This window comes from Sphaerochaeta halotolerans, assembly GCF_003429665.1.
Lineage (GTDB): Bacteria > Spirochaetota > Spirochaetia > Sphaerochaetales > Sphaerochaetaceae > Sphaerochaeta > Sphaerochaeta halotolerans.
In genome coordinates this window covers 31,579-49,125 of the sequence record NZ_QUWK01000003.1, presented here as the reverse complement: position 1 = coordinate 49,125, position 17,547 = coordinate 31,579, and the positions used below count along the sequence as shown (strand labels likewise).

Genomic DNA, 17,547 nt, shown 5'->3' with positions numbered 1-17,547 from the left:
CTCAACCTCGTTTCTTGCCGGTGGTGCGCTTTGCCTGCTTTTCAATACGCTTACGAGATTTATCAACTGAAGCTACATTGCCCGGTTTGTTTGCCATGGGCTTTGCAAACGCCCTTCCTCCGACATTTCGCTTCTGCTCGGGCTTCGGACCTTGAACCAATGGTTTCTTTGGACCTCTCTCATGTAAGGAAGGATTACGCCGACGCTCTCGGAGATCTACCTCGATGGGAATCTGGGTAAACCCGAGGTCTCTTCGAATACAGTTCTTCAAATACTGGATGTAAATCGGCGGAAAATCCTTGATTCGATTGACGAACATTAGGAATTTCACCGGGTTGGCACTAAACTGGGTACCATAATAGACCTTGTAATGGCCCATGCTTCCACGAGGTGGCTGATATGCTTCTCCCCACTCCTTGATTGCTTCGTTCAGCTGGGAAGTATCGACACGCTTGTTGAGTTGCCTCCATACCCCCCATACTGTATCGAGCAATTTCCCAATATCCTGCCCCTTGAGTGCACTGATTGAAGTGATGGGTGCAAAACCAAGAATGGGAAAGAGGAATCTTATTCTGTCCTTGATCGCCTGCAACTCATTACCAATTCCGGTGAGCAAATCAATCTTGTTCAGTACCAGGATGATTCCCTTACCCCTTCGGACAATAAGATTAGCAATCTTTTTATCCTGGTCCGAAAGTCCTTCGATTGCATCCACCATCAACAACACAACATCTGCCTCATCAATGGTCTTGATGGCACGATTGACGGAGTAATATTCCACATCCTCCTCAACCTTGCTCTTACGCCTGATTCCTGCAGTATCGAGTACAGTGAAATCACTTCCCTTGTAGGAGAAAGTACCCATGACAACATCGCGGGTGGTTCCCGCAATTTCACTGACTATTGAGACATCCGAACCAACGAGAAGGTTGGTAAGTGTGGACTTGCCTGTATTGGGTTTCCCCATGATGGCCAACTTGACGCGCTCGGTCTCTTCTGGCGCCTCATCAAGGCTTACCATATTGAGCATACCAAGCAGGGTATCCTCAAGGTCCTCGATACCCAGCCCATGTGTTGCAGAGATACCCACCACGCGCTGGAATCCATACTGGTAATATTCCCAGACCAGATCATCACGCTTGGGACCATCTACCTTGTTTACGACGAGCAACACCTTTTCGCTATAGGGACGCAAGGCTGTAAGCAACTCTTCATCCTCAGCGGTGACAGCAGTACATTCCATCATGAAAAGGATGGCATCACTCTGTGAAAGGAGGCTCAAACTCTTGTTGGCAACCAAGTCATCAAATCCTTCTCGCTCGACCTTTACACCGCCACTGTCGACAAGCGTAACAGGGTGGTTCCCCAAATACCAGCGCTCAGGAATCAAGTCACGGGTAACCCCTGGGGTTGGATCGGTAATTGCTCGTCTCTTGCCAATCAAGCGATTGAACAGCGTGGACTTACCCACATTGGGACGGCCTACAATAGAAATAACCGGAATCTTAGCCGGTGAATCTTGTGTGTCAAATGGTGGTGAAATGATCGAATCGGTCATGCATCCACTCCCTTATAAACGTATTAATCGTGAGATAAGAGTCCATTTCCAGAGCCTGCTGTGCCAGTGCTCTCGCCTCTTCAAAGGAGACCGATCGCAAGATTTTTCGCACTTGCAGGAGGCTTTGGGACCCCATGCTCAGTTCATCCAACCCTATACCGGCCAACAGCACGGAACAGAGAGGATCAGAAGCCATCTCCCCGCAGAGGCTTACCGGTATATTATTCTGGTGGGCTTTCTCCACGATCATTTGGATCAATCGCAGCACCCCGGGGTGAAATGGCTGATATAGGTAGGCTATCTTCTCATTACCCCGATCGACAGCAATTGTGTACTGGATCAGGTCATTGGTTCCGATAGAGAAGAAGTCTACCTTTTTTGCCAATATATCTGCACACAAGGCTGCAGACGGTACCTCAATCATGGTTCCTATTTTGATATCAGGGTCGAAGGGGATCTGCTCATTGCGGCAATCCTCCTTGACATGTGCAAGGAGATGCAAGACCGCATTCAACTCCTCGATGCCGCTGATCATAGGAAACATGATCTGCAACTTACCATATACGCTGGCACGGAGCAATGCTCTCAGCTGTACGATAAAGATATCCTTCCGGGAGAGGCAGAAACGTACAGCCCTCCACCCAAGTACAGGATTTTTCTCATCAATTCCCAACCCTTTCACAATTTTGTCACCACCAATATCAATGGTACGAATGGTGACCGGCTTGGGTGAAACGGCTTCCAGGACTTGCTTGTAAGCCTCAAACTGCCTTTGTTCGGAAGGGAGTTCCACGGATTCCATGAAAAGAAATTCCGAGCGGAACAAACCAACTCCACTCGCACCACTCTTCTTGGCTGCATCCACCTCGATACTGGTTTGGATATTTGCCTTCAGCAACATGGTATGCCCATCGGTCATCTCGGTGGGAAGATCAATCATCTTCTTCAGTTCGGCTTCATGCTCCTGCCAGAGCGCAAAACGCTCATCGAGCATCTGAGCAACAATCAGGTCAGGACGGACATAGACTTCCCCATATGATCCATCGAGAATAATCTCATCGCCATCCTTCACATTCCTCGAGGCGGTTCCAGTCGCCAGGACCGTCGGGATATTAAAAGCGCGCACCAGGATTGCCACATGGCTAGCCCTTCCACCCCCATCCAGACTGATTCCCAAGATATGGGTCTTGTCCATGCTGAACAATTCAGAGGGCATGAGAGAATCGGCAATCAGGACGACATCCTCATCAAGCGATTCCAGCGGTCGCTGTCCATCTCCCTTGACTGCATCAATCAAATGAAGGGAGACATCCTTGAAATCAAGAGCCCGCTCTCGCAGGAGTTCATCCTTGGATTGTTCCAACAGACGTACCATTTCATTTGTCACTGAATCTATGGCCCATTGGCTACAGACCAGATTGGTTGTGATGTATGCCTCAATCTGTCCGATGTATTCGGGATCATCGAGCATCATCAGGTGGGTCTCCAGGATATCCTTTGACTCTTTGGAAATTTTGCTGGTGTTGTGTTCTTGCAGATGAGTTTTCGCTGAATGAACAGCTTCCTTGAACGTATCAAGTTCAGATGCCACTCCATCTGCAAGGATATGCCGTTTTTCCGCAACACTTGCGGCGTTGCGATGCACCAACGCCCTACCCTTTGCCAGCCCCTCTGAGGCCGCTATACCCTTGAATATCCTCATATGTAATGTACTATACGGACTTTATGGTCAGATGTAAAGCTGGAAACCCTCCTACAGTTCTGGTAGAATGGCTTGCATGGAAATGGATGAAGCCCCCAAACCAAGACGCTCTGTACGCCCCCTACTCATACTGCTAGCATGGATACTTTTCTCCCTAGTAATTTTCGCCCTTGGGTATCCCAGGGTCCGCCAGGCAGTCATTTCCAGTGGTGTCTTACAATACGCAAACCAGGGGAAAAACAGTACCTTGCTACCCGATCAGGTTAGGTCTGTGCAAGTTGCATTCATCACAGCGAGCGGAGAAAGCCAACTTATATCCCTCCAAACGCAACGCATGGGTGGAAGTCGATACCATGACAGTTTTGAAGCTCTCCTCAAGGGACCAACGAGAGATGCACTCAACTTGGGAATGGTTAGTTATATTCACCCAAAAACTTCCCTCATTGGGATAACCCTCTCGAACAAGATTCTGTTTGTCAGCGTGAGCAAGGAATTCTTGCAAAGCATGGATCTTGAAAAAGCTACAGAACAACTTAAGGCCACGGCTCTCGCATTCGACCAAGTCAAGGACTTGGTGGTATTGGTGGAGAATAAGCCGTTAATCCAATAGCGAATGTACCCGAAAAGCAAACAAATCCTTATCCATTCCGACTTCCCGTTTCAAGAGTGCTAGGAATTCAACGTTACCTTTGTGCCCCTTGATCGGGCTTTTTGCAAGTGCATGGATTCCCACTCCGTCTTCAGCGAGCAAATCATACACCCTCTGCATCACTTCCATAAGAACCTGGGAATCCTCCACAACACCGTTGAAATTCTCCAAACCCTTCGGAACTTCAAACTGTGGCTTGATCAGAGACACCAACCAATTGTTGTTGCAGAGTGAAAGGATGTGGCTGGCAGCTCCAGCAATTGAACGAAATGAAAGATCACACACAGCAGCATCACAGGGAGGGTCCAATACCTCGAGCGTCATGATATTCTGCCGTTCATGTACCAGCACCTGGGCATGGGTACGGAGCCTCCAATCGAGCTGGTTGTACCCTACGTCTACACTATGCACCAATGTTGCTCCGCGCTTGAGCAGGCAATCAGTGAAGCCTCCTGTGGAAGAGCCAGCATCGAGCATAACCAATCCGTGCACATCCAAGGAGAACTCATGCAATGCATGTTCAAGCTTGTATCCTCCACGCGATACATAGGTGTCGAAGGTAAAAGAAAAGGTCGCTGTAGAGGGGACCAATTGTTTGGGATCGGTGGTCAACACCCCATCCACCAATACATTACGGCAGACGATGTATGCAGTGAGTTGGTCCTTGGTGTACTCATCGTACTGCTGGCTTAGTGCCTGCAGTAGCGTTACCTTCCTCTCTTTCATCAGATATCGTACAACCTCGTAAATCGTTCAATACTGAGCGCCTGTCCGCTCGCGGTATCCAGGGTAACACAGACCCCTTGGATGAGTGGTGCAGTATCGGCAATCTCACTACGAAGAGGCATTTGCGTAAGTTGCCTGGCAATTGATATATCAGGTTTCGAGCCAATGACACTCTCCGAAGGGCCACAAAGACCCAAATCAGTGATATACGCAGTCTTATGGGGGAGAATTTTCTCATCCGCAGTCTGTACGTGGGTATGCGTACCAACTACCGCACTAACCTTACCATCAAAATGGAGAGCCAGTGCTTCCTTTTCCTCAGGGTTCTCTGCATGGAAATCCACCAAAATCAAAGGAGTCTGCTTTCGCAATTTTGCCACTTGCTCAGAACCAACACGAAAAGGACAATCGATAGAGGGCAGGGACTGCCTCCCCTGTAGATTGAGCACTCCTACCTTATGGCCCTTGATTTCAACAATTACAGAACCATGGCCAGGCGCTGCAGGTGGATAATTGGCGGGACGAAGCAAGCGTTTCTCACTATCCAGCAACGGCCTTAAGTCATCCTGTTGCCAGATATGGTTCCCACTGGTTATAACATCTACACCAAGCGAGAAGAATTGGTTCATCAATTCTGCATTCAGGCCAAACCCACCGGCTGCATTCTCGCCGTTCACAATGACCATGTCAGATCGATAATCCTTGACCAACGTATGCAATCCAAGAAAGAGAGCCCTGCTCCCGGGCTGTCCACAGATATCGCCCAAAAGCAGGACTACCATTGTTTTTGTATCAGACACAAACAACCTACCTAGCGTACTCGACGACCCGCATCTCTCGGATGATGGTCACCTTGATTCTGCCCGGATACCTCAGTTCAGCTTCGATGCGGCTGGCGATGCCTTTTGCAATCTCCTTGGCCCCATCATCGTTCACCTGGTCGTTATTTACCAGAATTCTGAGCTCTCTACCGGCTTGGATGGCATATGCCTTATCCACCCCTTCAAAGCTCTCAGCAATGTGTTCCAGCGATTCAAGACGCTTGATGTAATTATCAAGTGTTTCCCGTCTTGCTCCTGGCCGCGCTGCACTGATGGCATCCGCTATCTGTACAATTACCGCTTCCAAGGTCTGCGGTTCCGTATCGTTGTGGTGGGCAAGGATGGCATTCACAATCTTGGGGTCTTCTCCAAGCCGTTTTGCCATTTCTGCACCCATCTCAGCGTGGTTTGCATCACTCTCCGTCTCAGTACCCTTTCCAATGTCATGCAGGAGTCCGGCACGGATCGCCATCTCACTGTTTGCACCGACCTCACTGGCGATCATACCAGAGAGAATGGCCACTTCTTTGGAGTGATTCAACACGTTCTGACCATAACTGGTCCTAAAGTACAGCCGGCCAAGCGCACGAATCATCTCGGGACTTACATTGTGTACCCCTAGATCGAAGATGACTTTCTCCCCTTCATCTGCAATGATTCTTCCTACTTCCTTCGATACCTTGTTCACGACTTCTTCGATTCGAGCGGGGTGGATTCTTCCATCCTGGACCAGCCTCTCAAGGGCAACACGGGCAATCTCCTTCCGAACTGGGTCAAAACAGGATATGACTACAGCCTCAGGTGTATCGTCGATGATTACGTCTACACCAGTGAGTGTCTCCAGAGTACGGATATTCCTGCCTTCACGACCAATTATCCTTCCTTTCATCTCATCACTGGGAAGATTCACCGAACTGACCGTCGCATCACTGACTACCTCAGTTGCCAACCTTTGAATCGAGGTAACGACGATATCCCTTGCTTTTTTGTCAGCGGAGAGCTGAGCCTCTTGCTCAATCTTATTGATCATGAGCTGTGCATCTCTCCTCGCATCGTTGTACATGGTCTCCATAATGATGTTCTTAGCCTCATCAGCGGAGAGCCCAGCGATACGTTCAAGTTCAGTAATCAAGCTGCCTTCTTTCTCGGCAATCTCTTGTTCTTTCTTGGAAAGGTTTCCTTCCCAATCTCCCAATTGCTTTTTGATAGCATCCAATTCTGCCTGCTTATGCTCAAGATTCTCCTCTTTTTGCGTGAGTCGTCTCTCAGAACGTTGCAGTTCAATCCGTCTTTCTCTAGCCTCTCGTTCCTGCTGTTGTTGTTCTTTCAACAACTGATCCCGAGTCTCAAGCAAAAGCTCTTTGCTTTTCGCTTCCGCTTCCTTTATAGCTTCCTCATTCAACCTAATAGCTTTCTGTTCAACGGAGGTAAGCTTAAATTTCGCATACAGCCAACGGCCTAACCAACCAAAGATGATACCAATAAAACAACTTAGGAGGATCAAAAGTATATTGTTCATATACCACCCCCTATTATAATGGTACAATAATACGTATGACCATCAGAATTGTCAAGGCTAAACCTATCTGTTATCTTGTCTTACAGTACAAGTTATACAACAGTTCGTCAAGAAATACTGTTTCCTGAAGCAAAACAAAACCGCTGTCGTTGAAACAGCGGTCTTACCCATATGGGTATATAAAACAGGTGAAGAGACCCAATAGAGGCTTATTTCTCCTCTTTGTCCTTCTTCTCAGCCTTCTTGGCTGGTTTTGAGGCCTTTTTTTCAGTCTTCTTATCGGCCTTCTTCGCGGGTTTTGAAGTTTTCTCCACCAGCTCGAGGATAACCATCTCGGCAGCGTCTCCGAGACGATTGCCGGTCTTCAGGATACGGGTATACCCGCCCTTTCGCTCGACAAACAAGGGAGCGATCTCTGTGAAGAGCTTTGCAACAATAGCTTCATCATAGATATCCCGTGCGATCTGGCGGCGATTGGCCACACTGTCGACTTTTGCACGGGTAATCATTTTCTCTGCCATTCTGCGTACTTCCAGAGCCTTTGCCTTGGTGGTCTCAATCCGCTCATATCTGAACAGACTGGTCACCATGTTGCGCTTCAAAGCCTTGCGGTGAGCAGAGCTTCTACTAAGCGCATTGAATCCAATCTTATGCTTCATTCTCTTCTTCCTTGTTCCCAGGTACTTTGATTGCAGTTTTCAGGACACTGTAGTCGGTCATCCCAAGGCTGAGATTCCATTCCTTCAGTTTTTCCTTAATTTCTTGGAGGCTCTTCTTGCCAAAGTTCCTCGTCTTTGCAATCTCTTCCTCAGTCTTCTTGGTAAGATCGCCGATGGTGCGGATATTTGCGTTCTTCAGACAGTTGCTGGAGCGCACCGTCAGTTCAAGCTCCTCAACGGAAGTGTTGAGAATCTTGCGGACGCGTTCCTCTTCCTCATCTACTTCGTCATTGTTGTTGATCAACGTTTCATCGAAGTTAATGAAGATCTGGAAGTAATCCTTCGCAATCTTAGCGGCCTCTGCCAGTGCATTCTGAGGAACAATCGTACCATCAGTGTAGATTTCCAGTGTGAGTTTGTCGTAATCACTACGATAGCCGACACGGGTGGGTTCAATCGAATACTTTACGCGGGTAACCGGTGAGAAGCTGGCATCAATGGGGATAGTCCCAATCTCTTCCACATACTTCTCGTTGATTTCAGACGGGACATAGCCCCTACCAAGGTCTATCTGGACTTCCATCTCGATGTTGGCATCATCCATCATCGTGAAGATTATCAGATCCTTGTTGGTGATCTCAACCTGGTCACGCTCGAAGTTTGCGCCGGTGACAATGCCGGGACCCTTGCACTCGATAAGGAGGTTTGTTCCCTCCGAATCATCAGGCATCTTGATCTGCAGTTTTTTCAGTGCAGCTATGATATCCGCGATATCTTCGCGAACACCAGGAAGTTGCTCATACTCACTGGAGATCAAGTGGGGAACACCATCTTCATTGAAGCTGGTGAACTTTACGGCAGTGACGGCATACCCCTGGATCGATGAGAGGAGCACCCTCCTAAGCGTGTTACCGATAGTGGTGCCAAAGCCTCTCTCAAATGGATAAGCGATGAATTTCCCATAGTTCGGCTCAACTGCGCTATGTTCGAAGGTTATCCCCTTGGGCTTCTTAAAGCCCTTCAGAAGGTTTTTGCGTGCCATGGTTACTCCTTATCTGGAATACAACTCGACAACCAGCTGCTCGTTTATCTTTTCGAGCTCGGTGACTTCACTTCTTCTCGGAACTGCGATGAAAGTGCCTTTCATGGCATCTACATCTAGGTTCAGCCACTGGCATACGCCACTCTTGGTGTATTCCTTGAGGTTTTCTTTAATAATCAACATCTTCTGACCACTCTTGCCTAGGGAAACCTCATCACCTGGGCGAAGGCGGTAAGAAGGAATGGAAACACGCTTGCCATTCACGAAAACATGTCCGTGATTAACCAGCTGTGCAGCCTGGCTGCGGCTTGAAGCAAAGTGGAGTCTAAACACCACATTATCAAGCCTCTGTTCAAGAAGCATAATCAAGTTTTCACCAGTTTTGCCGGGAATTCTAGTTGCTTCATTAAATGTAAGCTTGAACTGCTTTTCAAGCATACAATAGGTTCTTTTCAGTTTCTGTTTCTCGCGCAACTGCAGACCGTAGTCGGTCGGCTTCTTGGAACGCGCACGGGGATCCTTACCAGGAAGCCCAGTGGACTTGATGTCATTAAGCGGGCATTTACCGCCGTGGCATCGATCACCCTTGAGGAACAACTTGGTCCTCTCTGCTCTACAATATCTGCACTTAGGTCCAGTATATCTAGCCATGTATCTGCTCTCTCCTCATCAGACTCTTCTACTCTTGCGAGGTCTGCATCCATTGTGTGGGATAGGGGTGACATCACGAATGGATCGGACCTTTAGCCCGAGCACACCCAACGTCCTGATGGCGCTTTCACGTCCAACACCGGGTCCCTTCACAAATACGTTCACTTCCTGCAATCCACTGTCCATGGCAGCCTTGGCAGCCTTCTCGGCAGTAACCTGGGCTGCATAGGGAGTGGACTTCTTAGCACCACGGAAACCAAGTCCACCGGCGCTCGCCCAGGATACCGCATTCCCGTTTAGGTCGGTAACGGTAACAATGGTATTGTTGAAGGTCGCCTGGATATAGACATTGCCTTCATATACCGTTTTCTTGACTTTACGTTTAATAGTAGCCATGTGCTATCTGCTCCTTATTTCTTCTTGGACGCAACGGTCTTCTTCTTACCCTTGCGAGTACGGGCATTGGTTTTCGTCCTCTGTCCGTTAACGGGAAGACCCTTACGATGACGAAGGCCACGATAGCAACCAATGTCCATAAGGCGCTTAATGTTCAGAGCGACCTCTGTTCTCAGACGTCCCTCTACTTTGTACTCTTCCTCAATAACCTTACGCAATACTGCGAGGTCATCACTGGAAAGGGTGTTAATACTTGTATCGGGATCAATTTTTGTTTTTTCACAAATCTCAACCGCCGAACACCTACCAATCCCATAAATATAGGTCAAGGCTATTTTTACTGCCTTGTTCGGCAAATCTACACCTGCAATTCTCGCCATTCATGGCCTCCTGAATTTCTCTAATAGAGTGGAAGGCTTGCGCCGGACCCTGTTTATTTCTGTCTCTGCTTGTGCTTGGGGTTCTCACAAATAATGCGGACCACCCCATTCCGTCTGACTACTTTGCACTTGTCACAAATCGGTTTGACACTTGCTCTTACTTTCATGTTCTAGCTCCTAGCCTAAATGTGTTTCGACTTCCTCTTCTTGCCGTCGACATTGAAACCATCGTAGTGGTGCATCTTCATAACACCTTCAATTTGTCGCATGGTATCCAAGTCAACACCGACAAGAATCAGCAGTGACGTTCCACCGAAAAGCATTGCAACAGATGAAGGAAAGTTGAAAAACATCTGCACCAGCGTAGGAATCAAGGCGATAAAAGCCAAGAACAGGGAGCCAGGGAGAACAATGCGGTTCAGTACCTTGGTTAGGTACTCTTCTAGTTTCTCGGAACGTACGCCGGGAACTGAACCACCATTCTCACGAATCTGTTTGGCCATCTCCACCGGGTTCATTGAAACCTGGGTATAGAAGAAGGCAAACCCTACGATCAACAGGGCGTAGATAATCAGATAGGGGGCACCCTGTGGATTCAACCAATTAGCGAAGGTAGCAAGCCACCTCACCTCTTGTCCCAATGTAGTTGCAATCTGCAACGGGAAGGAAAGCAAAGCACTTGCAAAGATAACCGGGATAACACCTGATGGGTTGACCTTGATGGGGATGTACGTACTTTGGGCACCATACATCTTACGGCCTACCACACGCTTGGCATAGTTCACGGGAATCTTTCTTACGCCCTGCTCTTCATACACCACGAGAGCAACAACCACCAAGAACATCACCAAGACCACCAAGACGACGATTGGGTTCAGAACACCCGCGGAGATATTCTGGAACAAAACCGAAACAGCCTGAGGGAATCTTGCAACAATACCGGCGAAGATCAACAGGCTGATACCGTTTCCGATACCCCAATGGGTGATCTTGTTACCAATCCATATCAACAGCATCGAACCGGCTGTCACAGTAAGCATTGCTATCAACGTGAACGGAACGATGTTCATTGTCATCACGCCGGGAATGGAATTGGCGTAGATGGTAACTACATACGACTGAATCAGACAAACTACAATCGTACCATATCTGGTGTACTGCTGTATCTTCTTATGCCCGGAGGGGTCCTGAGACAGCTTCTTCAGTGAAGGGACAACCAACATCAACAGCTGCACAATAATCTGTGTACTGATGTACGGCATGACACCCAACATAAACAGGGAGAAGTTGGAGAACGCACCACCCGAAAAGAAGTTCAAATATTCGGTAAGACCAATATTTGAATTTGAACTCTGGGATAAAAAAAACAGTTTCAGAACTTCCGGATCAATCCCAGGGATAGGAATCACAGCCCCAATCCTGCTGACAACCAGCAGGCCCAGGGTAATGAAAATCTTCTTCCGGAGATCCTTAATTCTATACATCTCAACTAAGGAGTTTGCCATAAAGCCCTTCTTTGTTATTTAATCTCGCCACCCGCAGCTGTAATCTTTTCGATTGCAGTAGCGGAAACCTTCAAACCGTCAATGACTACCTTCTTGGTAAGTTCCCCGTTACAGAGAACTTTCGCCTGTGTATTGTAGCCCTTGACCAACCCAACGTCCTTCAAGGCGTCGAGGGTAACAACATCTCCATCTTCGAAGTTAGCAGAAATAACATCAAGGGAGACAACGGCATACTCTTTCTTAAATACGCTGTTGGAAAAACCTCTACGAGCGACACGGCGGTACAAAGGCATCTGCCCGCCTTCAAAGCCAAGACGAACACCACCACCGGAGCGGGAATTCTGTCCGTCATGACCCCTACCGCAGGAGCGACCCTTCGAGGAAGCGCCACGTCCTACGATTGTCTTCTTCTTATTGGCACCTTTCGGTGCATGAATTTGTCCCATCTTACATCTCCTCGACTTTCACAAGGTGTGCTACTACACGGACCATCCCAAGCGTTGCGGGAGTAGCATCGTGTACAACCGAGCTGGAAATCTTGCCAAGTCCGAGAGCCTTCACCGTTCTTCGCTGCTTAGGCAACGACCCGGCAAGTCCTCTGACAAGGGTAACCTTGATTTTCTTTGCATCAGCCATCTCTTACCCCCACATCTCATTCAGGGATTTACCCCGATTCTTTGCAACCACTTTGGCATCGAAAAGATTCTCGAACCCGTTAAAGGCAGCCTTTACAGTATTGATTGCATTCTTGGAGCCAAGTGACTTACCCTGGATATCAGAAATACCACAGACGTCACAAATGGCGCGCACTGCACCACCGGCAATAACACCCGTACCAGGCCTTGCAGGCTTCAGGAGCACACTTGCACTCTTGTAGTTACCCAAGATCTCGTGAGGAATGGTTGTCTTCTTCATCGGTACCACAATCATGTTTGACTTAGCACGATCAACAGCCTTTCTGATCGCCTCAGTGACGTCATTGGCCTTACCGAAACCATATCCAACCTTACCATTCTGGTCACCAACGACCACCAGTGCGGAGAAGGAGAACCTTCTACCACCCTTGACAACCTTGGCAACACGGTTCAGCTTGACCAGCTTCTCGACATACCCGTCGTTCTTATCTCTATCTCTATCTCTCGATCTATCCACAGTATCCCCCTAGAACTTTACGCCAACTTTGCGTGCGCCATCTGCGATGCTCTTGACAACTCCATGGAACAGATAGCCATTGCGATCAAACACACAAGTGTCGATCTGCTTCTCGAGCATTCTCTTACCAATGGTTTCCCCGAGTTTTGCTGCATCTGCAACCGTGTTCTTCAAGCCCTTGAGCTCTTTTTCCATGGTGCTTGCAGCAACAAGGGTGTTACCAGCTACATCGTCGATGACCTGTACATACATGTGGGAATTGCTGCGGAATACGCTCATTCTCGGCTTACTTGCGGTACCGGAGATGTGCTTACGAATATGATACTTACGACGAGCAAGTTTCCTTCTTTTATCGATAACTCTATTCATCTTATCTACCTACCCACTATTTCTTAGCAGAAGCTGTCTTACCAGCCTTGCGCCTAATTACCTCGTCCTCATACCGGATCCCCTTGCCCTTATATGGCTCAGGTTCTCGGAGGGAACGAATCTCTGCACAAGTCTGCCCAACGAGCTGCTTGTCGATACCGCTGATGGTAACCCTATTGGGGTTTTCCACGGTAGCAGTGATTCCCTGGGGAAGTACAACTTCAATCAATTCAGAGTACCCGAGGTTGAGGGTCAAGATGTTAGCCTTCAGGTCTGCACGAAAACCAACACCATTAATTATGAGGGTCTTGGAGAATCCCTTGGATACTCCAATAACCATGTTGTTGACCAACTGGCGGTAGAGCCCCTGGAAACTATTACTTTCCTTGGACTCATCCCTGGGAAGCACCTTGATTGTGGACTCCTCCATGTTGATTACAACCTCAGGGCGGGTTGGGCAACTGAGCTTTCCTTTCGGACCTTCAACATTAATCAAACCACCGTTGATGGCAACTTTGACCCCTTGCGGTACTGTGATTGGCAATTTTCCAACTCTGGACATTCTTTACCACCTTACCAAATAGAGCAGATCAGCTCGCCACCGACCTTGTTCTCTGTAGCCTTCTTCCCGGTGATGACACCCGAAGAAGTAGATACTACAACGACGCCATGCCCATTGTACACACGGGGCATCCCACGATAGCCGGTGTACACACGACGGCCGGGAGTGCTGATGCGTTGAATCCCATGGAGCACTGGACTCTGATTATCATCATACTTCAGGAAAACTCGGATATAGGAAATCCCATCCTTGGTCACCTTCTTGAAGTTCTTGATATATCCTTCATTCTTTAGAATCTTCACTATCTGAAGCTTCATCTTGGAAGTAGAAACATCTACTTTCTCATGCTTGGCCATGTTAGCATTTCTAACCTTAGTCAGCATATCAGCTACTGGATCACTTACAGCCATTTTTCTCTCCTACCAACTGGATTTGGTAACACCAGGAATCTGGCCTTCACTAGCCAATTTACGGAAACAGATCCTGCACATGTCGAACTGGCGCATATAGCCACGGGGTCTCCCGCAAATTCTACAGCGATTGACGTGTCTGGTGCTGAACTTAGGCTCTCTCTTGGCCTTTACGATCATTGATTTCTTTGCCATATGTCTCTTACCCCTTATTTACTGAAGGGCATGCCAAGCTTTGCAAGCAGGGCGTAGCCTTCTTCATCGGTCTTTGCGGTCGTTACAATGGCGACATTTAAACCGCTGACGCGTTCGATCTTATCGAAGTCAATCTCAGGGAAAATAATTTGCTCGGTGATACCGAGTGAATAGTTCCCGTGCCCATCAAAAGCGTTGGGTTTGACACCTCTAAAGTCCTTAACGCGGGGAAGAGCGATGCTGATCAGCCTCTCCAGGAAGAACCACATGTTTTCACCACGCAGTGTCACCATGGCACCAATCTCATAACCTTCACGAACCTTGAAGTTTGCGATGGACTTTTTGGCCTTGGTTTTCAATACATGCTGACCGGTAATCTGCTCAAGCTCCTTGACAGCAGCATCGAGGAGTTTCTTATTGGTAATGGCTTCGCCGACACCGACACTGACGACAACCTTCTCGAGAGCGGGGATCTGCATTTTGGAGCTATAGCCAAATTCTTCGGACAGAGCAGGAGCTACTGTTTCCAGGTATTTTTTCTTAAGGTTTGGTATAAACTTTTCCATTAGATTACTTCCCCGGTTTTCTTGGCATAGCGGACTTTTTTGCCGCTTTCATCAAACTTGTATCCAATCCTTGTAGTTTCACCTTTTCCGGTGACGTAAGCTACATTTGAAACATGGATTGGTGCCTCAATTTCCACGATGCCGCCTTTATCCTGTTGGTTCTTCTTACGCATGGACTTTTTCACCATGTTGGCACCCTGGACAACGACCCTCTCTTTCTCACGGTCTACCTTCACAATCTTGCCGGACTTTCCTTTGTCTTTACCAGCAATGATCATTACGGTGTCGTTCTTCTTAAGCTTCATGTGTATACTCCTACAACACTTCCGGCGCGAGAGAAACAATCTTCATGTACCCATTACGCAGCTCTCTAGCTACGGGTCCAAAGATACGCTTACCGCGCGGGTTATTGTTGGCATCAATGATAACGCAAGCGTTGTCATCGAACCTGATATAGGTACCGTCAGGTCTGCGGTATTCCTTCTTCGTTCGAACAATGACTGCCTTCATAACGTCACCCTTCTTGATGGCGCCATTTGGCAATGCGGCCTTTACAGCCACAACAATAATGTCACCAACACCGGCAACATAGCGATGGCTTCCGCCAAGAACCTTGATGCACTGCACACGCTTAGCACCACTGTTATCCGCTACATTCAAATAGGTCTGCATCTGTACCATATCGTCTCTCTCCTATTAGCGAGCGCGCTCGACGATCTGCACGAGACGCCAGCACTTATCCTTGCTGATGTGGCGGCATTCCAAAACACGTACGGTGTCGCCGATTTTTGCCTCGTTCCTCTCATCATGTGCCTTCACCTTTTTGGTGGTAGTCACATACTTCTTATACAGGGGATGCAGTCTTCTTGAGGAAACAGCAACGACAATCGTCTTATCCATCTTGTCACTGACCACCCGGCCGGTAAAACTTTTTTTATTAGCTTCCATCTGAATCGCTCTCCCTTACTTTGCCACGTTCCGAATTCCGAGTTCATACTCACGAATACGGGTATTCACACGAGCGATGTTCCTCCTGACGGTACGAACAGCAAGTGGATTCTCCACATGTCCGAGCACTCTTCCCATACGAAGGTCGAAGTACTCCTTGTGAAGTTGCTCCTTCTTGGCTACCAGCTCGTCAAGGGTTAAATCTTTATATGAATTTTTCATACTCTTACTCCACTTCCCTTCTGGCGACAAACTTCGTCTTGATCGGAAGCTTGGAAGCTGCAAGCTCCAAAGCCTCACGAGCGAGCTCTTCAGGAACGCCACCCATTTCAAACATCACAGCGCCTGTCTTCACGACAGCGACCCAACCTTCAGGGTTCCCCTTACCGTTACCCTGTCTGGTTTCAGCGGGCTTCTTGGTATAGGGCATGTCAGGGAAAATCCTAATCCATACCTTACCACCACGCTTAATGTGACGGGTCATGGCGATACGGGCTGCCTCAATCTGGCGATTGGTGATCCACTTCGGCTCAAGTGCGAGCAAACCGAATTCACCGAAAGCAATAGTAGTCCCGCGATGTGCAACACCATCAGTGGTGCCACGCTGTTTCTTTCTGTGTTTAATTCTCTTTGGACTAAGCATGGCCTACTAACTCCTTGCCTCAACACCATCGCTCTTGGTTGGCTTTTTCACCAAACCACCAGCGTCGTTCTTGACTGCACGATCGTAGATTTCACCATTGTACACCCACACCTTGACGCCAATGACACCGAAGGAGGTATTAGCTGTAGTGAATCCATAGTCGATGTCGCTGCGCAGCGTGTGAAGGGGAATTCTTCCTTCCTTCATCCACTCCGAGCGTGCAATTTCTGCACCACCGATACGACCGGAGAGCCGGATCTTAACACCCTGAGCACCATTCTGCATTGCCTTGGAAACAGCCATTTTCATTGAACGGCGGAATGAACCGCGACTCACAAGCTGTCTAGCAACGTTTAAGGCGATCAGCTGGGCATCAGCCTCTGGCTTCTTGATTTCCTTGATCTTAATCTGCACTTTCTTGTCGGAAAGCTTCTGGAGACGTACTCCAAGCTTCTCAACATTTGCACCCTTGCTACCAATGATGATACCAGGGCGGCTGGTGGTGATCACGATCGTGATGCGCTGGGGCTTACGAATGATTTCAACATCCGAAATCTCAGCACCCTGGACTTCAGGGCATTCAACCAAAGCCTTTCTCAGCTTCAGATCTTCATGCAGAGTGTCCGCATACTCCCTGGGGTCCACATACCATTTGGACTTCCAGGTCTTGTTGACTCCAAGACGGAGCCCAATAGGATTGACTTTCTGACCCATTTACTTCCTCACGCTTGCTTTTTCGTCAACGACGACGGTAATGTGTGACATCCTCTTAAGCAGAATATCCCGTCTTCCATGGGATCTCGGCCAGACTCTCTTGAGCCTTGGCCCCTCGTTAACCTGCAACTCCTTGATCACAAGATTCTCTTCATCGATCTTCTTGTTCTGATCAAGCGCATTTGCACAAGCGGATTGCAAAACTTTCAGGATCAGATTAGATCCTTTCTGAGGCATAGCCTCAAGAATTGCTACTGCTTCCACATACGACTTATTCCGAACAAGATTGGCAACCGGGCGAACCTTGGAAGGAGATACCATCAAAAATTTGGCAGTTGCTGAATACCCTTTCTTATCTTCCATTTTACTACCCATACCGC

28 protein-coding genes are annotated in these 17,547 nt (G+C 48.2%); 1 reads left to right on the top strand and 27 read right to left on the bottom strand.

Annotated elements, in window-relative coordinates:
- Position 1: 1 nt before the first annotated feature.
- The gene (gene der, locus DYP60_RS03315) at positions 2–1,558 is read right to left on the bottom strand and encodes a ribosome biogenesis GTPase Der (RefSeq protein WP_117329464.1); all 1,557 of its coding nucleotides are present in this window, start codon (positions 1,556–1,558) and stop codon (positions 2–4) included.
- Positions 1,527–3,260, bottom strand: a complete 1,734-nt coding sequence (gene ptsP / locus DYP60_RS03310) for a phosphoenolpyruvate--protein phosphotransferase (protein WP_117329463.1) — start codon at positions 3,258–3,260, stop codon at positions 1,527–1,529. The genes der and ptsP overlap by 32 nt, the downstream gene beginning before the upstream one ends.
- A gap of 76 nt (positions 3,261–3,336) precedes the next feature.
- Between ptsP and DYP60_RS03305 the strand changes: the two genes are divergently transcribed.
- Positions 3,337–3,870, top strand: coding sequence for a GerMN domain-containing protein (locus tag DYP60_RS03305; protein ID WP_165849482.1), 534 nt, complete (start codon positions 3,337–3,339; stop codon positions 3,868–3,870).
- Here DYP60_RS03305 and DYP60_RS03300 read toward each other — a convergent pair.
- The 25 genes from DYP60_RS03300 to rplV form a co-directional block, all read right to left on the bottom strand.
- Entirely contained in the window at positions 3,859–4,635 is a 777-nt protein-coding gene (locus DYP60_RS03300; protein ID WP_117329461.1) for a TlyA family RNA methyltransferase, read from the bottom strand. The genes DYP60_RS03305 and DYP60_RS03300 overlap by 12 nt on opposite strands.
- Complete coding sequence (locus DYP60_RS03295) at positions 4,635–5,435, bottom strand: TIGR00282 family metallophosphoesterase (RefSeq protein ID WP_117329460.1); 801 nt, start codon at positions 5,433–5,435, stop codon at positions 4,635–4,637. Before DYP60_RS03295 ends, DYP60_RS03300 begins: the two co-directional genes overlap by 1 nt.
- A 7-nt stretch (positions 5,436–5,442) precedes the next feature.
- Positions 5,443–6,975: a ribonuclease Y gene (gene rny / locus DYP60_RS03290; protein WP_117329459.1), complete on the bottom strand. Its 1,533-nt coding sequence runs from the start codon at positions 6,973–6,975 to the stop codon at positions 5,443–5,445.
- Between the two features lie 209 nt (positions 6,976–7,184).
- Positions 7,185–7,634 (bottom strand): 50S ribosomal protein L17, encoded by a 450-nt coding sequence (gene rplQ / locus DYP60_RS03285; RefSeq protein WP_117329458.1) that lies wholly within the window; start codon positions 7,632–7,634, stop codon positions 7,185–7,187.
- On the bottom strand, positions 7,624–8,676 hold the full coding sequence (locus tag DYP60_RS03280) for a DNA-directed RNA polymerase subunit alpha (RefSeq protein WP_117329457.1): 1,053 nt from the start codon (positions 8,674–8,676) through the stop codon (positions 7,624–7,626). The genes rplQ and DYP60_RS03280 overlap by 11 nt, the downstream gene beginning before the upstream one ends.
- Positions 8,677–8,685: 9 nt before the next feature.
- Positions 8,686–9,327 (bottom strand): 30S ribosomal protein S4, encoded by a 642-nt coding sequence (gene rpsD / locus DYP60_RS03275; protein ID WP_117329456.1) that lies wholly within the window; start codon positions 9,325–9,327, stop codon positions 8,686–8,688.
- A gap of 18 nt (positions 9,328–9,345) precedes the next feature.
- Positions 9,346–9,723 carry a 30S ribosomal protein S11 gene (rpsK, locus tag DYP60_RS03270; protein ID WP_117329455.1) on the bottom strand — a complete coding sequence of 126 codons (378 nt, stop codon included), beginning with the start codon at positions 9,721–9,723 and terminating at the stop codon, positions 9,346–9,348.
- 14 nt (positions 9,724–9,737) lie between these two features.
- Positions 9,738–10,103, bottom strand: coding sequence for a 30S ribosomal protein S13 (gene rpsM, locus DYP60_RS03265; protein WP_117329454.1), 366 nt, complete (start codon positions 10,101–10,103; stop codon positions 9,738–9,740).
- Between the two features lie 53 nt (positions 10,104–10,156).
- Positions 10,157–10,270, bottom strand: a complete 114-nt coding sequence (gene rpmJ / locus DYP60_RS03260) for a 50S ribosomal protein L36 (RefSeq protein WP_117329453.1) — start codon at positions 10,268–10,270, stop codon at positions 10,157–10,159.
- A 15-nt stretch (positions 10,271–10,285) separates the two neighbouring features.
- Positions 10,286–11,608 (bottom strand): preprotein translocase subunit SecY, encoded by a 1,323-nt coding sequence (gene secY, locus DYP60_RS03255; protein WP_117329452.1) that lies wholly within the window; start codon positions 11,606–11,608, stop codon positions 10,286–10,288.
- A 14-nt stretch (positions 11,609–11,622) separates the two neighbouring features.
- On the bottom strand, positions 11,623–12,054 hold the full coding sequence (rplO, locus tag DYP60_RS03250; protein ID WP_117329451.1) for a 50S ribosomal protein L15: 432 nt from the start codon (positions 12,052–12,054) through the stop codon (positions 11,623–11,625).
- A 1-nt stretch (position 12,055) separates the two neighbouring features.
- A complete protein-coding gene (gene rpmD, locus DYP60_RS03245) occupies positions 12,056–12,244 on the bottom strand; it encodes a 50S ribosomal protein L30 (RefSeq protein WP_117329450.1) in 189 nt (62 codons plus the stop codon).
- Between the two features lie 3 nt (positions 12,245–12,247).
- A complete protein-coding gene (gene rpsE / locus DYP60_RS03240) occupies positions 12,248–12,760 on the bottom strand; it encodes a 30S ribosomal protein S5 (protein ID WP_117329449.1) in 513 nt (170 codons plus the stop codon).
- Positions 12,761–12,769: 9 nt separating this feature from the next.
- Positions 12,770–13,129, bottom strand: a complete 360-nt coding sequence (gene rplR / locus DYP60_RS03235) for a 50S ribosomal protein L18 (protein ID WP_117329448.1) — start codon at positions 13,127–13,129, stop codon at positions 12,770–12,772.
- 16 nt (positions 13,130–13,145) lie between these two features.
- A complete protein-coding gene (gene rplF / locus DYP60_RS03230) occupies positions 13,146–13,691 on the bottom strand; it encodes a 50S ribosomal protein L6 (protein ID WP_117329447.1) in 546 nt (181 codons plus the stop codon).
- Between the two features lie 11 nt (positions 13,692–13,702).
- Positions 13,703–14,101, bottom strand: coding sequence for a 30S ribosomal protein S8 (gene rpsH / locus DYP60_RS03225; protein WP_117329446.1), 399 nt, complete (start codon positions 14,099–14,101; stop codon positions 13,703–13,705).
- Positions 14,102–14,110: 9 nt separating this feature from the next.
- Positions 14,111–14,296: a type Z 30S ribosomal protein S14 gene (locus DYP60_RS03220; protein ID WP_117329445.1), complete on the bottom strand. Its 186-nt coding sequence runs from the start codon at positions 14,294–14,296 to the stop codon at positions 14,111–14,113.
- Positions 14,297–14,310: 14 nt separating this feature from the next.
- Positions 14,311–14,862 (bottom strand): 50S ribosomal protein L5, encoded by a 552-nt coding sequence (gene rplE, locus DYP60_RS03215; protein ID WP_117329444.1) that lies wholly within the window; start codon positions 14,860–14,862, stop codon positions 14,311–14,313.
- Complete coding sequence (gene rplX / locus DYP60_RS03210; RefSeq protein ID WP_117329443.1) at positions 14,862–15,167, bottom strand: 50S ribosomal protein L24; 306 nt, start codon at positions 15,165–15,167, stop codon at positions 14,862–14,864. Before rplX ends, rplE begins: the two co-directional genes overlap by 1 nt.
- A gap of 10 nt (positions 15,168–15,177) precedes the next feature.
- Entirely contained in the window at positions 15,178–15,543 is a 366-nt protein-coding gene (gene rplN / locus DYP60_RS03205; RefSeq protein ID WP_117329442.1) for a 50S ribosomal protein L14, read from the bottom strand.
- A 15-nt stretch (positions 15,544–15,558) separates the two neighbouring features.
- Positions 15,559–15,810, bottom strand: a complete 252-nt coding sequence (gene rpsQ, locus DYP60_RS03200; RefSeq protein ID WP_117329441.1) for a 30S ribosomal protein S17 — start codon at positions 15,808–15,810, stop codon at positions 15,559–15,561.
- Positions 15,811–15,825: 15 nt separating this feature from the next.
- Positions 15,826–16,032 carry a 50S ribosomal protein L29 gene (rpmC, locus tag DYP60_RS03195; RefSeq protein ID WP_117329440.1) on the bottom strand — a complete coding sequence of 69 codons (207 nt, stop codon included), beginning with the start codon at positions 16,030–16,032 and terminating at the stop codon, positions 15,826–15,828.
- 4 nt (positions 16,033–16,036) lie between these two features.
- Complete coding sequence (gene rplP / locus DYP60_RS03190; RefSeq protein ID WP_117329439.1) at positions 16,037–16,453, bottom strand: 50S ribosomal protein L16; 417 nt, start codon at positions 16,451–16,453, stop codon at positions 16,037–16,039.
- A 6-nt stretch (positions 16,454–16,459) separates the two neighbouring features.
- A complete protein-coding gene (gene rpsC / locus DYP60_RS03185; RefSeq protein ID WP_117329438.1) occupies positions 16,460–17,167 on the bottom strand; it encodes a 30S ribosomal protein S3 in 708 nt (235 codons plus the stop codon).
- Positions 17,168–17,542 carry a 50S ribosomal protein L22 gene (gene rplV / locus DYP60_RS03180; RefSeq protein WP_117329437.1) on the bottom strand — a complete coding sequence of 125 codons (375 nt, stop codon included), beginning with the start codon at positions 17,540–17,542 and terminating at the stop codon, positions 17,168–17,170.
- Positions 17,543–17,547 lie beyond the last annotated feature (5 nt).

Excerpts from the sequence above, each read along its gene's own strand:
- rplP (WP_117329439.1), bottom strand. The coding sequence starts at position 16,453 with ATGCTTAGTCCAAAGAGAATTAAACACAGAAAGAAACAGCGTGGCACC.
- der (WP_117329464.1), bottom strand. The coding sequence starts at position 1,558 with ATGACCGATTCGATCATTTCACCACCATTTGACACACAAGATTCACCG.
- rpmC (WP_117329440.1), bottom strand. The coding sequence starts at position 16,032 with ATGAAAAATTCATATAAAGATTTAACCCTTGACGAGCTGGTAGCCAAG.
- rplF (WP_117329447.1), bottom strand. The coding sequence starts at position 13,691 with ATGTCCAGAGTTGGAAAATTGCCAATCACAGTACCGCAAGGGGTCAAA.
- DYP60_RS03305 (WP_165849482.1), top strand. The coding sequence starts at position 3,337 with ATGGAAATGGATGAAGCCCCCAAACCAAGACGCTCTGTACGCCCCCTA.
- rpmD (WP_117329450.1), bottom strand. The coding sequence starts at position 12,244 with ATGGCTGATGCAAAGAAAATCAAGGTTACCCTTGTCAGAGGACTTGCC.
- secY (WP_117329452.1), bottom strand. The coding sequence starts at position 11,608 with ATGGCAAACTCCTTAGTTGAGATGTATAGAATTAAGGATCTCCGGAAG.
- rpsH (WP_117329446.1), bottom strand. The coding sequence starts at position 14,101 with ATGGCTGTAAGTGATCCAGTAGCTGATATGCTGACTAAGGTTAGAAAT.
- ptsP (WP_117329463.1), bottom strand. The coding sequence starts at position 3,260 with ATGAGGATATTCAAGGGTATAGCGGCCTCAGAGGGGCTGGCAAAGGGT.
- rpsK (WP_117329455.1), bottom strand. The coding sequence starts at position 9,723 with ATGGCTACTATTAAACGTAAAGTCAAGAAAACGGTATATGAAGGCAAT.
- rpmJ (WP_117329453.1), bottom strand. The coding sequence starts at position 10,270 with ATGAAAGTAAGAGCAAGTGTCAAACCGATTTGTGACAAGTGCAAAGTA.
- rplE (WP_117329444.1), bottom strand. The coding sequence starts at position 14,862 with ATGGAAAAGTTTATACCAAACCTTAAGAAAAAATACCTGGAAACAGTA.
- DYP60_RS03280 (WP_117329457.1), bottom strand. The coding sequence starts at position 8,676 with ATGGCACGCAAAAACCTTCTGAAGGGCTTTAAGAAGCCCAAGGGGATA.
- rplO (WP_117329451.1), bottom strand. The coding sequence starts at position 12,054 with ATGGGACAAATTCATGCACCGAAAGGTGCCAATAAGAAGAAGACAATC.
- rpsQ (WP_117329441.1), bottom strand. The coding sequence starts at position 15,810 with ATGGAAGCTAATAAAAAAAGTTTTACCGGCCGGGTGGTCAGTGACAAG.
- DYP60_RS03220 (WP_117329445.1), bottom strand. The coding sequence starts at position 14,296 with ATGGCAAAGAAATCAATGATCGTAAAGGCCAAGAGAGAGCCTAAGTTC.
- rplN (WP_117329442.1), bottom strand. The coding sequence starts at position 15,543 with ATGGTACAGATGCAGACCTATTTGAATGTAGCGGATAACAGTGGTGCT.
- rplQ (WP_117329458.1), bottom strand. The coding sequence starts at position 7,634 with ATGAAGCATAAGATTGGATTCAATGCGCTTAGTAGAAGCTCTGCTCAC.
- rplX (WP_117329443.1), bottom strand. The coding sequence starts at position 15,167 with ATGAAGCTTAAGAAGAACGACACCGTAATGATCATTGCTGGTAAAGAC.
- DYP60_RS03300 (WP_117329461.1), bottom strand. The coding sequence starts at position 4,635 with ATGAAAGAGAGGAAGGTAACGCTACTGCAGGCACTAAGCCAGCAGTAC.
- rplR (WP_117329448.1), bottom strand. The coding sequence starts at position 13,129 with ATGAATAGAGTTATCGATAAAAGAAGGAAACTTGCTCGTCGTAAGTAT.
- rplV (WP_117329437.1), bottom strand. The coding sequence starts at position 17,542 with ATGGGTAGTAAAATGGAAGATAAGAAAGGGTATTCAGCAACTGCCAAA.
- rpsD (WP_117329456.1), bottom strand. The coding sequence starts at position 9,327 with ATGGCTAGATATACTGGACCTAAGTGCAGATATTGTAGAGCAGAGAGG.
- rpsC (WP_117329438.1), bottom strand. The coding sequence starts at position 17,167 with ATGGGTCAGAAAGTCAATCCTATTGGGCTCCGTCTTGGAGTCAACAAG.
- rpsM (WP_117329454.1), bottom strand. The coding sequence starts at position 10,103 with ATGGCGAGAATTGCAGGTGTAGATTTGCCGAACAAGGCAGTAAAAATA.
- rny (WP_117329459.1), bottom strand. The coding sequence starts at position 6,975 with ATGAACAATATACTTTTGATCCTCCTAAGTTGTTTTATTGGTATCATC.